At 46.6% G+C, this 13,068-nt stretch carries 15 protein-coding genes; 1 reads left to right on the plus strand and 14 read right to left on the minus strand.

Annotated features, from left to right (window positions below; all coding sequences use genetic code 11):
- From ACJJIC_RS02580 to ACJJIC_RS02625, 10 genes are read right to left on the minus strand one after another with little or no spacing between them, the layout of a single operon-like run.
- Positions 1 to 435 carry an acyl-CoA thioesterase gene (locus ACJJIC_RS02580; protein ID WP_445356393.1) on the minus strand — a complete coding sequence of 145 codons (435 nt, stop codon included), beginning with the start codon at positions 433 to 435 and terminating at the stop codon, positions 1 to 3.
- Complete coding sequence (locus ACJJIC_RS02585; RefSeq protein WP_445356394.1) at positions 425 to 1,984, minus strand: HAL/PAL/TAL family ammonia-lyase; 1,560 nt, start codon at positions 1,982 to 1,984, stop codon at positions 425 to 427. The genes ACJJIC_RS02580 and ACJJIC_RS02585 overlap by 11 nt, the downstream gene beginning before the upstream one ends.
- Positions 1,981 to 2,904, minus strand: coding sequence for a lysophospholipid acyltransferase family protein (locus tag ACJJIC_RS02590; RefSeq protein WP_445356395.1), 924 nt, complete (start codon positions 2,902 to 2,904; stop codon positions 1,981 to 1,983). The genes ACJJIC_RS02585 and ACJJIC_RS02590 overlap by 4 nt, the downstream gene beginning before the upstream one ends.
- Positions 2,901 to 3,641: a glycosyltransferase family 2 protein gene (locus ACJJIC_RS02595; protein WP_445356396.1), complete on the minus strand. Its 741-nt coding sequence runs from the start codon at positions 3,639 to 3,641 to the stop codon at positions 2,901 to 2,903. Before ACJJIC_RS02595 ends, ACJJIC_RS02590 begins: the two co-directional genes overlap by 4 nt.
- Complete coding sequence (locus tag ACJJIC_RS02600; protein ID WP_445356397.1) at positions 3,634 to 5,340, minus strand: ApeI family dehydratase; 1,707 nt, start codon at positions 5,338 to 5,340, stop codon at positions 3,634 to 3,636. The genes ACJJIC_RS02595 and ACJJIC_RS02600 overlap by 8 nt, the downstream gene beginning before the upstream one ends.
- A 9-nt stretch (positions 5,341 to 5,349) precedes the next feature.
- The gene (locus ACJJIC_RS02605) at positions 5,350 to 5,901 is read right to left on the minus strand and encodes a COG4648 family protein (RefSeq protein ID WP_445356398.1); all 552 of its coding nucleotides are present in this window, start codon (positions 5,899 to 5,901) and stop codon (positions 5,350 to 5,352) included.
- Positions 5,898 to 6,152: an acyl carrier protein gene (locus ACJJIC_RS02610; protein WP_444903546.1), complete on the minus strand. Its 255-nt coding sequence runs from the start codon at positions 6,150 to 6,152 to the stop codon at positions 5,898 to 5,900. Before ACJJIC_RS02610 ends, ACJJIC_RS02605 begins: the two co-directional genes overlap by 4 nt.
- 11 nt (positions 6,153 to 6,163) lie before the next feature.
- Positions 6,164 to 6,421 (minus strand): ApeE family acyl carrier protein, encoded by a 258-nt coding sequence (locus ACJJIC_RS02615; RefSeq protein WP_444883316.1) that lies wholly within the window; start codon positions 6,419 to 6,421, stop codon positions 6,164 to 6,166.
- Positions 6,418 to 7,203 carry a lysophospholipid acyltransferase family protein gene (locus tag ACJJIC_RS02620; RefSeq protein ID WP_445356399.1) on the minus strand — a complete coding sequence of 262 codons (786 nt, stop codon included), beginning with the start codon at positions 7,201 to 7,203 and terminating at the stop codon, positions 6,418 to 6,420. The genes ACJJIC_RS02615 and ACJJIC_RS02620 overlap by 4 nt, the downstream gene beginning before the upstream one ends.
- Positions 7,193 to 7,924 (minus strand): beta-ketoacyl synthase chain length factor, encoded by a 732-nt coding sequence (locus tag ACJJIC_RS02625; protein ID WP_445356400.1) that lies wholly within the window; start codon positions 7,922 to 7,924, stop codon positions 7,193 to 7,195. The genes ACJJIC_RS02620 and ACJJIC_RS02625 overlap by 11 nt, the downstream gene beginning before the upstream one ends.
- A 521-nt stretch (positions 7,925 to 8,445) precedes the next feature.
- Between ACJJIC_RS02625 and ACJJIC_RS02630 the strand changes: the two genes are divergently transcribed.
- The gene (locus ACJJIC_RS02630) at positions 8,446 to 9,153 is read left to right on the plus strand and encodes a 4'-phosphopantetheinyl transferase family protein (protein ID WP_445356401.1); all 708 of its coding nucleotides are present in this window, start codon (positions 8,446 to 8,448) and stop codon (positions 9,151 to 9,153) included.
- Between the two features lie 68 nt (positions 9,154 to 9,221).
- Here the strand turns inward: ACJJIC_RS02630 and ACJJIC_RS02635 are convergent, their stop codons facing one another.
- The 4 genes from ACJJIC_RS02635 to ACJJIC_RS02650 all read right to left on the minus strand — a co-directional run bounded on the left by ACJJIC_RS02635 (position 9,222) and on the right by ACJJIC_RS02650 (position 13,067).
- Positions 9,222 to 10,841, minus strand: coding sequence for a M28 family metallopeptidase (locus tag ACJJIC_RS02635; RefSeq protein ID WP_445356402.1), 1,620 nt, complete (start codon positions 10,839 to 10,841; stop codon positions 9,222 to 9,224).
- A 149-nt stretch (positions 10,842 to 10,990) separates the two neighbouring features.
- Positions 10,991 to 11,734, minus strand: a complete 744-nt coding sequence (locus ACJJIC_RS02640; protein ID WP_445356403.1) for a hypothetical protein — start codon at positions 11,732 to 11,734, stop codon at positions 10,991 to 10,993.
- Between the two features lie 10 nt (positions 11,735 to 11,744).
- Entirely contained in the window at positions 11,745 to 12,155 is a 411-nt protein-coding gene (locus ACJJIC_RS02645; RefSeq protein WP_444883311.1) for an ACT domain-containing protein, read from the minus strand.
- Between the two features lie 186 nt (positions 12,156 to 12,341).
- Positions 12,342 to 13,067, minus strand: a complete 726-nt coding sequence (locus tag ACJJIC_RS02650) for a hypothetical protein (protein ID WP_444903542.1) — start codon at positions 13,065 to 13,067, stop codon at positions 12,342 to 12,344.
- Position 13,068: the final 1 nt, after the last annotated feature.

Genomic DNA, 13,068 nt, shown 5'->3' on the forward strand with positions numbered 1-13,068 from the left:
CTAATTTACCCCCAATTTTTCCAGCAAAATTGGAGGCGATGCAAACAGCATTTCGGCACTGCTTATTTCGACAGCTACCTGTACGGTATGTCCTTTTGTTAAGCGTACACCGGTATCTCTATCTGTTATCGTATAATTGATCTTAAATCGATTTTCATATTCAGAAACCTCAGCGCGAACAACAATCCACTGCTGAAATCGTAAAGGCTTTGCATATCGTACGCGCAAATCTATGACCGGCCAGGCAAAACCTGATTCCTTCATCTGTTGGTAGTTATATTCCAACTGATCAAACAATGCACATCGGGCTATTTCAAAGTACTTTGCATAATGCCCATGCCAAGCTATCTCCATCATATCCACATCGTGGAAAGGAATTTGTAGTTCAACTTGTGCCGTCCATTTTTCAGGGCGCATAGGTTTATTAGTTTTCATATAAGCGCCAATGTCTTTGCTGAATTAACGAAACGAATTTTCTCAATGGCTGTTCAAGCTCTCTATCTTCCTCCAGAAAAGAAAATTCATCTCCTATCTGCCTGATTGTGGTATTAAGAGCGGTAGATAATTTTTCCAAATCCACTCCTCCACTACGAACTCGAAGCTGAATGCCCTGCCAAGCAACCATCAGTGCCGCTGCGGTTGTTTGCTCCGTTAACTGTAATACCCTGATACAGTCCCTGGCAGCAATGGTGCCCATACTGACCTTATCCTGGTTATGACACTCCGTTGATCTGGAAAAAACGCTTGCGGGCATGGTCTGCTTTAGTGCTTCAGCAGTCCAGGCACTCACACCAATTTGAACAGCCTTAAAGCCATGGTTAATCGATCTTCGAGGCCCGGTTACACCTGATAGGTTTGCCGGGAGTCCATTATTGAACTTAACGTCTACCAGTTGGGCTATTTGTCGATCCAGTAAGTCAGAGAGGTTTGCTACCGCATTCTTCAGGCTATCCATGGCGAAGGCTATATGCCCACCATAGAAGTGCCCACCATGAAGCACCCTCTCGTTTTCACCATCGATGATCGGGTTATCATTGGCACTGTTTAGTTCGTTATGAATAAACTGCTGGAGCCAGGGCAGAGAGTCCTGTAATACACCCACTACGTGGGGAGCGCACCGAAGTGAATAGCGATCCTGCAATCGGCTATTTTGTCTTGGAGCAGCACCAACATTGAGATCGTCATGAATCCACTTTGCAATTTGGTTTTGACCGGGGTGAGGCTTCACTGCAAAAAGCGCGCTATCGAAATGATAGGCATTGCCATCCAGTGCAATGCTCATCATGGAGGTAATACGAGCACTCAGCTGTGCTAGATACTCTGCCCGTTTGTAGGCTAAGCACGCCAAGCCAGTCATTGCGGCGGTGCCATTCATTATTGCTAAACCCTCTTTTGGGTATAGCTTTAATGGCTCAATCTGTAATTCATCGAATACCTCAGCAGTATCTCTCTGGTGGCCTCGGTACCAAACTTTGCGCTCCCCGCACAAAACCGCAGCAACATAAGACAGTGGGGTCAAGTCGCCACTGGCTCCCACAGAACCCTCTTGGGGAATTACCGGAATAATGTCTTTCTGAAGTAACAAAACCAATTGCTGCAACAGCCGATATCGGACCCCTGAACTGCCCTTTGCAAGGCTGGCAATCCGAGCAGCAACAATCGCTCTACTTTGCTCAAGAGTAAAGACTTCCCCCATTCCACAACCGTGGAAGGTAAATAACCGATGAGGTAACTCTTCCACCAGGTCTGCTGGAATACTTTCGGTACAGGAATCACCATATCCAGTGGTTACTCCGTAGATCACACCTTCCTTCTGCCAAAGGCTATCCAGGAACTCGGCACCGCGATTTATCCTTGCGACAAAGCCCTCTTCATCAGATAGAGAGATATCGCCACGGCCAGCTGCAATGGTGTTTACCTGATCAATAGATAGATCTGTGCCATCAAAGACTATTTGGGTTCGTTGTAGTACTGCTGAATTCATTTTTGCTGATCCCAGAACGGGTAAAAGTTATACCATTGCAAAGGTGCTATATGACAATAGCGTTCCAACCGTCGTGCAAACTCCTCGACAAGAGAGCGAATATGCCCCTCTCTGTCACCGCGTTTCATCACAACGCGATCGCAGAGTTTTTCCATATAAATATCGTATCCGGAAGTACTGCGCAGGCAGAAAAGTGTGTACACCGGGCATTTGAGCAGCGCAGCAAGAATATAGGGCCCCTGGGGAAAAGGCGCTTTTCGCCCTAGGAATTCTGCCTCGCAGGTGCGCCCCATAGAGTTAATAGGTGTTCTATCGCCAACAATAACAACCAGCTCCCCGGCTTCAACAGCCTCGGAGAGTCGCATCGCTAAAGCGGGAGTTACTTCTGTCACCTGGATAAGCCGAACTTGACTCAGGGGGTTGAGCATCTTCATCATGCGGTTAAATTTCACCGCATGCTTTGTATGCACCAACACATTTACCCGTACCTTTGTCAGGCTGCCAAGTGCCCTGCAAACCTCCAGGTTCCCGAGGTGAGAGCCAATAATTAATCCACCCTGGCCACTAGCGGCCAACTGGTGAAGACCCGCTCTTTCTGGAAAATTTACCTGACTATCCGGGATACCCACAAACCAAGCTTCAAGCTTTTCTCTAGCACTGTTAGCAAAATTAAGGAAAATTTTAAATCCGGTTTTCCAATTCGGTTCTATTTCGCTAGATGGGTAGCGTTTAGTGAATAATTCCAAGTACTCCTGGATCGAATTGCGGCCACTCTGATTTTTTAGGTAATAGCATAAAACTACCGGGTGTACCGCAACTTTAAAGGCAATCGGACCCAACCAGTGATGCAACCAGAATAAGAACTTGATACCCAGGAAAAAGCCTTGTTCCCGGTATTTTGACCAGTGTAAATTACTCACGCTTTTCGTCCTACTGTCGAAATACGCAGAGTTCTGGCCAACATGCCAAAAAATAGACGGGTGTGCATTGCCGATATAAGGAAGTTATCCTCAAATCCCCTGAAATGGGAAACGCCATCTATTGGGTAGCTCACATTAACAGGTACCTGGCAGAGACCGCCTTTGCTCCAATACCACCGTACCAATATCTCTGGATCAAAATCCATTCGATCACCGGTATACTCGTGATCTAACAAATCTACAGTCCGAGATAAGGGATAACAACGCAGCCCACACATGGAATCCTTAATCTCCAGAGAAAGAGTATTAATCCAGATCCATACATGAGTTAGATAGCGTCCCCACAAACGAACTTTAGGTACTGATTTATCGTATTGCGGATAGCCACAAATCAGTGAATCAGGGCACTTTCTGCTTTTCTCTAGGAATTGAGGTATATCAGCGGGGCTGTGTTGACCATCGGCATCGACTTGAATTCCATGACTATATCCAAGCGCTTTCGCAGCTCGCAGACCACTTTTTACCGCAGCACCTTTTCCACCATTAGCCTGGCGAACAACCAAGTGAACCCGGGGACCGTAGCTCTGCTCTAACCGTTGCAGTTCAATTCTACAGGGTTCATCACAGCCATCATCTACCAGAATGTAAGGCAGGTTAAAGTCATCCAGAGATGCTAGCGTCTCTGCGATTGCCCCCTCATGATTATAAACGGGTATTACAAAACAAAAGTTAGACATGGCTGAAGCACAACCTACCACTGCTATATTCTAAATTGCCATCTTGAGTGTTCCGAAAAGAATAATTTAATTTGTTCTTTTCCTGGCTGAACTCCAAAGATAAAGTGACAGTATCACCGGGCATCATTAACTGCTTAAATTTAATCACTTCCATTTGGGTAAACGTACTGCCGGCTTTTACAAGTGGGCGGCCAAAATGCATAGCCCAATCCAGCTGTACCACCCCCGGCACTACCGGTGAGCCTTCAAAATGACCATCCAAGCAAGGCAAATCGTCATTAACCGTAAAATTAACTTCACGAGTATTATCTAATATTTCGCTGCTAATAATCTGTGGCACCATTGCTGCCGGAATTTCATCAAAAAGTTGCATTAGCAGGTCTCTCGTTATTTTTCCCTGTAAGTTAACGGGGATTTCATCAACAAAACGCCAAGAACGTGGCACAGCCACGCCATCAAGATCCTTGGCCAGGGTTTCTCTAAGTTTACGAACAAGAGAAGCCTTTCCTTTCTTTTGTAATAGTTCTTTCCCGGATTCCGTTAGTGTGGCAACAGCGGCAACTATTTTTCTTTTACGCTCCAGAACAAGTGCATTGGCTTTTACAATATATGAGCTACCAACTAATAGGGACTCAACTTGTGTAAGAGAAATTCTTTTCTCTTCAATCTTAACAATGCGATCAGCCCGCCCCTTAAGTTCAAACATACCGTCTGTACTTATTTGTACTTTGTCCTGACAAATAAACTCCTTGGGTAACCACGGAGAAGAGACTTTGAGTAATCCATCGCTGGTTTTTGCAATGTTCACTCCTTTTAGTGGACTCCAACTTTTCTGACGTAATTGATTACGCCAGGCAATTCCCCCGGTTTCAGTGCTTCCATAGACCTCTATAGGCTGGATTCCACACAACTGATCAATCGCCTTTGCGTCTACTTCCAGTAAAGGCCCCCCAGAAGAAAAGATATCTACCAAGGATTTTCCCAACGCCCATGGCCAGGAAGAAATACGGCGGCTTAACTGTGCAGGGCTTGCAACCCACACGGCAGGCCCCCACTTGTGGGCGTCTTGGAGTAATCCCACAATATCCACATAAGTCTTACTAACAAATCGACGCCCGCTGGCTAGTGGCCACAGTAATTTAAACAGTAAGCCATATATATGCTGATGGCTTACAGTTGCCAAAGTAGTTGTATTAGCTACCCGGGGTGACCACTTAAGATTATGGGCCTTAACCTCATTGAGCAGTTGATATAAGGTTTTATCAACGGTTTGTGGTTCACCACTGGTTCCTGATGTGAATAATTGAATACCAGCATCAAAACAACTGGGAACAGAAAGCTCCTCTCTACATTGATCCGGAATATTTATACTAAATGCCGAGCTATCTTCCCAGCTGCCCAGTAATAGGGTTTGCTCACCCAGTTTTTGCTGGGTAAATCGCTTATTATTTGCCGGTATAACAACGACTTCACAACAAGACATAGCAGCAAAAAAGAGCAGGCTAAACTCGTAACTATCTTCACAGAAAATGGCAGCTCTTTTGGACCCAGTTTCGTTTAGGGATTTTTTTAGCTTTCGCTCAATAAATGCCAATTCACGTTTAAATTGGGCAAAAGAAATTTCCCCACGACTTGAATAGCTAACTATTGCTTGGTCATTCGAGTAACCAAACACTTGTTCAAACTGTACTTTGTCCACGGCCTTAACTCACACCTTATTTTGGACACGACGACGCAGTAGCCATTCACCGCCCATCATAGTTCCCATTAGCACATATGAAACAAGGCCATTGTAAAGAGTCCAGATTTTCATATCGCCGTTTAAAACAGTTGCCAGTGCGAGGCTTCCATTAATTAAAAAGAATAGGCACCATGCCTTGGTAACCTTTCGTGTATATAGAATACCTTCAGGTGGTAAATCTGGAGTCGTAAGGCGAGCAAGCCGTTCTACTAATGTTTGCGGTTGACTCAAACTGTATAAAAACAGTGAAAATAGAATCAGGTTACAAAGTACTGGATACCAAAGAAGTCCACTTGAATCGCCCCTTAACCAGGAGACGCCAACAACAAAAGCCAAGGCCACGGCCATTAGCTTGGTACCAATCGCCTTATTCGCGCCGCCAAACAATACCCTTGAAACCGCAACAATCAATAGCAGTAACAGAATACTACTTAAAGACAAGTATTCTATGCCAAAATAAATTGCCACAGGGTACAGTGTCAGAATAATGACCAATATTAGCTGCGCGAATCGACTCACTTCTCCGCCATTACCTTTTCAATTGCACCAACTACATCTCCAACAGTTCTTACACTTTTGAATTCTTCAGGTGCAATTTTCTTTCCAGTAAGCTCTTTTAAACGAACTATCAGGTCAACCGCATCAATGCTATCTATATCCAGATCATCAGCAAGGTGGGCTTCTTCTGTTATATCCTCTTCATCAACCTCAAACATCTCAACAAGGATTTCGGTCAATTTTGGAAAAATTTCTTCTCTATCTTTCAACATACATATCTCTCTTACGCGCGGCTACCATTAACAAATTTTGCCAGGCTGTTCACACTAGCAAAATGTGATTTGGTATCTTCATTTTCCGCATCGATAGATATGTTATATTTCTTCTGCAATGCCAGACCTAGCTCAAGCGCATCAATGGAATCCAAACCTAGACCTTCCCCAAATAAAGGCTCATCTGCGATGATTTCCTCTGGAGTAATATCCTCTAGGTTTAGAACCTCAATAATCAGTGTCTTTAGCTCTTCAACCAAATCATTCACGCAGCACACTCCTCAGTATAAAATGCTTTTAATTCTTGGGTAACTTGCCTGGCTACCAATGGGCTTTCGCTTTTTTCTTTCATCTTGAGAATCTCCCAAGATTCAGAGACATCAAATTCAAAATGTGGCCGTGATAACGGAATGCTGTACCACGGGATATTTTTCATCAGCATTGGCGGGTTGCAGCGAATGGTAACCAGAGTCGGACTAATACCAGAACGAAGTGCCATATAGGCAGCCCCCCGCTGGAACTTGAATGGTTTCCCTGGCACAGAGCGGGTTCCTTCCGGAAATAAAACCACTGACTCCCCTTTTTTCAAAGATTTTGAGGCAAGCTCAATTATTTTTTCCGGGTCATCATTGGGAATATAACCCGCAGTCATTACAGCTCCACGCATAAAGGGATTTCGAAATAGACTCGCCTTTACAATACAGTTTGCATTAGGTATTCGAGATATAAGAAAAACGACATCAATAAGAGTGGGATGATTAGCCAGTATTAATTGGCCGGGCTCTTGCAGTTTACTCTCACCCTTGAAATCATAAGTATATATCCCTGTTTTGTGCATAAACCCAATAAACAAACGGAAGGCATGATGTATGATTAACCTAGCCTTACGCATACGTACATTTGCATTAGGGTATAAAATTCTGAGAGGTGGAAATAAAATAAATCGAAGGATCAGACCACCAAAACCAAATAGACTAAACGCAACGGCAGTGGCTATCAGCCTAAACCAATACTGATCATACCTCTTGCCAGACTCCAAATTAGTTTGCATTGATTAGTAACTCCCACCCTTTGGCAACAGGTACTTTTCCTGAGTTTTTAATAAGCGCGCTTATCAGAGGTAGCTGATAATCAGCCTCTTCAAATGCGGTTTTTAGTCTGACGCTCGAAGAATTTAGCAAAGTCACTCCAGTACCCTTACTTCCCTCAACTGGTAAGGTTAAGAGTAAAGCTGTAGCACAAACACCTGAGGGACTTTGGGTGCTAGGGTGATACATTTCTGGCAGGGGTTCCTCGCAAAATATCAGCAGTATTTCTTTTGCACCTTCCCGCAAAATACCGGTAGCTTCCATTAAACCTGCCAGTAATGGATAGTCACCACCCGCTAAAGCGAGAGCTGGAGATCGTACTTTATTCGCTATAGACAATTGGCCGGCGATCGCATTGTGTACTGATAAGCCAAACGCCGTAGGGGATAAATCTTCTTCCACAGCAACCCCCTGTAGAAGAGAGTAAGTTCTCATCGCCTCTCCGTGCACAGAGCAACACAGCAGGGGGATATCTCTCTGCTGCAGAAGTGGGTAAGCACTATTAAATACGGCTTTAGACAATGGGCTCAGGCGGCGCCTGAGCATCGCCGGAAGAAAGGAGACATCAGCCAGGGTATCTTCCTGCAGTTCTAACTCGCCACTGTGCCATCGATGCCAGTCCGCAGGTTCCGAAACCCCCGCATACCAAGCTCGCCAATCGGAAATTACAAATTCAATAGACAAACTACTCTTATGGAGCTTGGCTCCAACCCTCAATATCAAGCCTTAGTATCCAGCCAGCTCTACCATTGTTTTTAGGTGGCTTTTTGAGCTTTTCGTGACCGGCAACAGGGCGGGAATGGTACACAAAATGATCAATTCCCGCTAGCAAAAGAACCTTCAATTGGGACTGGTGAGTTTCTTTATTACACCTAAATACACGAGAACTATTCCTTAGGACATTTCTCGTATACTAGCGCCCTTAATTTCACTGGCATAAGGTCAACTTAAGACTTCGTGAGCCTCTAAAAATGATAAAGCTCTCACCAAGAATAAAATTCCCTTAAGGTGACAACTTAAAGGAAAAAACTCTAAAATTAAGAATGATCCTTAATTGCCCAATCCGGTATTTATGGTCTATTTCTGAGGCAATTCTGAAGATGTATGTACCCCATCTTTCCCTCAACCATTTACCATGAGAGCCGTTCTGCTATTCAGCTTTGTTAGTGATTACAATCTAAGTCTGAATCGATAGATAAGACTTTATGCTTTATTTTACTTGTTCTTCATTCAAAAATTGGCCTGAAGATTGGCAGGCGAACTCATCTTTCTTATTGAGTGGCACGGAACATTTACGTTTAAAAAACATTCGCAACCAGAATCGGAGGATGCAATTTTTAGCCGGGCGCCTACTCGCGAAAACCCTTATTGCTGAACGGTTCGGATATCCCGCTTCTGATCTAGAGATTGACCCTAAGAACCCTACAGTTGCCAATTTCTCAGGAACCCCTATTGTCAACCTCTCAATCAGCCATACGGCAGACTACCTTGCAGTCTCCATTGGAAAAATTCCGGTTGGTATTGACTGTGAAAGAGACCACCCCAAAAGAGATTGGCTGGCAATAGCCCAGAATTACTTTAGCTCCTATGAGGTGTCCTGGTTACAAAGCTTACCGATAGCCCTCTTAAAGCAAGAGTTTATAAAATCTTGGACCATAAAGGAGGCGCTTGCCAAGTGCAGTGGTGATCCACTCGGTAAGCTGCTTAAAGTCTCTTCACTGGTCGGCCAAGAAGAAAATTGGCCTGAACCCTACTCTGAATACCGATGTTGGAGTGGGCAGCCTGAAGAAGATATCTACCTTTCACTTGTAGTTAGGCCTAGGCCCAATTTTACTTCTAAAGAGGTAATAGGAACTTACCGCAATAGTTTTAAAGGCCCTGCAACTCGAGAAATTCGACTGAAAGCTTCATGACCTGGAGATTCCCCACTCAAATTAGCCAGGTATCGAGGGAATCTCCAATAACCACTAGCGCACGTTAACTACTGGCTAAACAGGTCCCCAAAGAAATCTCCCTCATACCATGAAGGCTTATCCTCAGCATCCGCCACTTCCCTGGCAATTAGATAATTAACTTCGGTGAACTGCCTGGCAGCTGCATAGCTCACCCCAGCATCAGGCGCATCTCCGGGTTTGTGATAGCTCTCTTTCAGGAATGCCACTTGTTTAGCGGTACCATCAATATTCGGATCCTGAGCTTCGCGCCCAGTAATTAGGTAAATAGAGGGCACACCGCGGCGAACGAAATTATAGTGATCACTACGAACAAAGATCACTTCTTCTGGCATGGGATCAGGGCTCAATTTTAAACCGCTGAGTTTTGCCGCATGCTCCGCAATCTGGCCAAGGGACGAATGCTCGGCACCAAAGGCAATAATATCGCGGAATGGGTAGAGCAGCATGGGCATATCCAGATTGATATTGGCCACGATGGACTGCAGAGGTACGGTAGGGTATTCGGCAAAGTAGTCCGAGCCGAGTAATCCCTTCTCTTCTCCGGTCACCGCAACAAACAATAGAGAGCGTCGTGGTGCTTGGCCAGACTCCGCAAACAACCGTGCGGTTTCCAGCATTACTGCGATTCCTGCAGCGTTATCTTGAGCGCCGTAATAAATCTGGCCATCTTCTTTTTTACCGATATGGTCCAGGTGTGCAGAGAAGACCACATATTCATTTTTAAGCACCGGGTCACTACCCGGTAATACGGCCACAACATTGGGGCTACGCACTTCCTCGTGCCTAGAGCTTGTACTCAGGGCAGCACGGTAAGGCAGCGAAAATCCACGGGGATTTTGACCTTTTTCCATAATGCTGAAGATAGCTGCGAGGCTCTGTTGGGTACCGTCGAAGAGTTTGCTCGCCGCATCGATATCAAGCAATACACCAGGATACAAACCGGGGATAGCGCTGCCCGGCTCGCCTTTTCGGTTTACCCAGTCGAAAGTCTCATCGTGACGATGCTCCGCATAGCGCACGAAGGGGCGGCGCTTCTCGCGCTCGGGGGTATAAATGGTGATATAACCCACCGCACCATGACGAGCAGCGGTCTCACCCTTGTTGCGGCTTGATGCATAGTGAGCCCCCACTTCACTGGGCAGACTCTTCGGGCGACCACTCAGTATCACTGCAATCTTACCCTTCACATCCAATCCGGCATAATCATCTAGGCCATAGTCCGGCGCTTCAATTCCGTAGCCAACAAACACCAGCTCGGCCTCCAAGCGTGCCTGCTCACTGGACGCAGAAGGCGAGGTGATAAAGTCCCCCCCGAAGGCAAAGCCGACCTCACCTTTGCTCCCCTTTAAAACAAAAGTCGGCTCAGTGCCATTCCAGCTGGCACTACGGAAAGGTACATCCTGGAAATACCCCTGCTCGCCAGCCGGAGCGAGCCCCATGGATTGGAACTGCGCGGCCACATATTGCGCTGCCTTGAGGTAACCTTCGCTGCCTGTGTCTCTTCCCGCCAATTCTGCAGAAGCCAGGTAATTCACATCCCGACTGATGTTGTCGATATTCGCGCTTGGGGCTGTGCTGGTGGAAACTGGCATACAGGCCACCAGCAGCAACGACAGCAGGCCGCTGAACAGGACTTTTCTTTTCATCGGATTACTACTTCTCGAATAAATCTTTGCGGTCTGCCAGACAGAACCAACACCGCACCAAAAAGGAGCGCAATCTTACCACGTTCAGACTTAGTGCAGAGCACCAAGATGTGAGTGATCACTTACTTGAAAGGGTTAATATATAGAATTCAGGCGGCCTTGTAGAGCCCAGGAAAGGCTCGGCTTATTGCTGCGGTCACTTCCTCATGGGCCCGATCCGCACAAAACTCTCCATGGGCTGCCAGAAAGTGTAGGAAGGGCAGCTGTAGCAGGCGCTCAAAATCCTCCTGCAGCCAACAGCGTTGGTCCCGGCCTTCAGGAGTCATCCGTGTTCGCCAGGCAGGCGGTACCTGCATCCCCGAGCGCATACCGGACAGTCGCAGCAGATTTCGGCCAAACCAGCTACAACCGCTCCACTTCCCCCAATACTGCAGAGCATCACAGCCCAGCAACAGGCCGTCATTGAAAGGCAGCCACCAGAATGCCTCTGGGTAACGGCTGTAACGCAGTTCCACGAAGCGACTGCCGGGTATTGGACAAACACCACCATCCCTCACCAATCTATCGGCACTAGGTGGATAAAAGTTCGAGCCGGTCTGCCGCCAAAAAGTCAGATCAAAATGGTCACGGTAATAAAGATCATCCTGGCCGTGATGGTAGCCAAGACGCACTGCATGAGCTATTCGGCCGAGATCCTGCAACTTCTCTTCTTGCGCTGGACGCAGGCGCATCGGGTTCACCAGTATCAGCTCTTCCTGCCAACGCACAATGGCCATGTTGCGGTTAATGGTAACCGCCGGAGCCAGTTTTACGGTCCCAGGGACGAAGAACAGGTCTGGTAGTAGTTGGCGAATCTCGCCGTGGGGCTGGGGTTCGGGGTAATTAATACGCACTGGCAAGCGCTCAGGTGTAATACACCCGATTACTGAGCCCGCGTAAAAGCTGTAAGGCTCGCTGCGCGCTCTCTTCAGGGACAAAGACATGATCGTGACGCAGGGCATTTACCATATTGGCCACTATGCCCGCATCAGCCAGCTCCCTGGCGACTGTAGCGGTAAGGCCCACCGCACTGAGACCGGAAAAGACCTGCAGGGTAATTTGTCTGAAGGGCCCGCTGGAAGCAATCCCATACTGCTGTGCCAAGCATCTGGGTAAGATCGCACTCATCCCCTCGCCTTCGCGGAAGATACACAGGCTTTGAGTCAAGACTTCTTCGAGCCGAGCATCCGACACCTGGCAAAACACGTAGGTTTCCTCATGTAACTTTGGGCACATATTTCTCAGGATATTTGCGAGGGAAACTTCTGCAGTCATATCCGGTTTGCCGTTGAAAAAACCTGCTGTGAAAATACTCAGCGAATGGTTACCAGTCAGAAACCACCTAGTGTAATTATCCAGAGGGAACATTTCCCACAGGTAAAACTACATGGCCATAAGACCTGCTTGATCATCACGTTCTATTAATGGATGACAACACCACTGTCTCAGAGGTTTTTTATTTTAATTTCGCTGACGGGTTTTCACCCTCTTTTTATTGGTTTTTTTCAGCTCCTCTCCTTCTAGCTCTGGCTCGCCCGGAGCTGGTGCAGTATTCACCTCTAAATCGGGGGAATCTTTCTTTTCCCAGCGTTGCAACATTCTATCAATCGCTTTTTCCAGACGCACACGTGGGAACTCGGGACAGGGAGCACCCTTGCCAGGATCATGCCAGGCAGATAATGGTGCAACAAAAACAATCAGAGATTTATGCAGGCGATCCCGACCGATACTCACTTCCGTCCAGGTAGTCTGCCAGGCAAATTTACCTCGCACTGAATAATCGCTCTCATAGGATTTCAAGGTGAGAAAATAGGGATATATTTTTCCTCTGCGGCAAATGATTCTACGACCGGTTTTTATATTGGCCATTTGGGTGAAAGGATCAAAATACCAGTGGATATCGTAGCCAAAAGCAAATTGCATTTTTCCGTCATGTGGGAGAAAAGCGTAGGAGCGGCCAGTACCATCGGGTTTGAGACTCCATACATGGCGGGCCTCCCCATCTCTGGAGATTAGCCAGGCACCCACCCACTGGCTGGCATTCAGCTTGGATTGAGCGTGCCAGCCTGCATTGCGCTGCTGTGTCTGTTCACTCTGTTTTTCTTTTTTTTTCTGCTCCTCCTTGGCAAAAGCTGAAAATGCTGTGAGCAAAAATACCAGAGTCAAAACCAAGGACTTTTGCATCACA

It is taken from the genome of Microbulbifer mixtoriginis (SeqCode), from assembly GCF_052468275.1.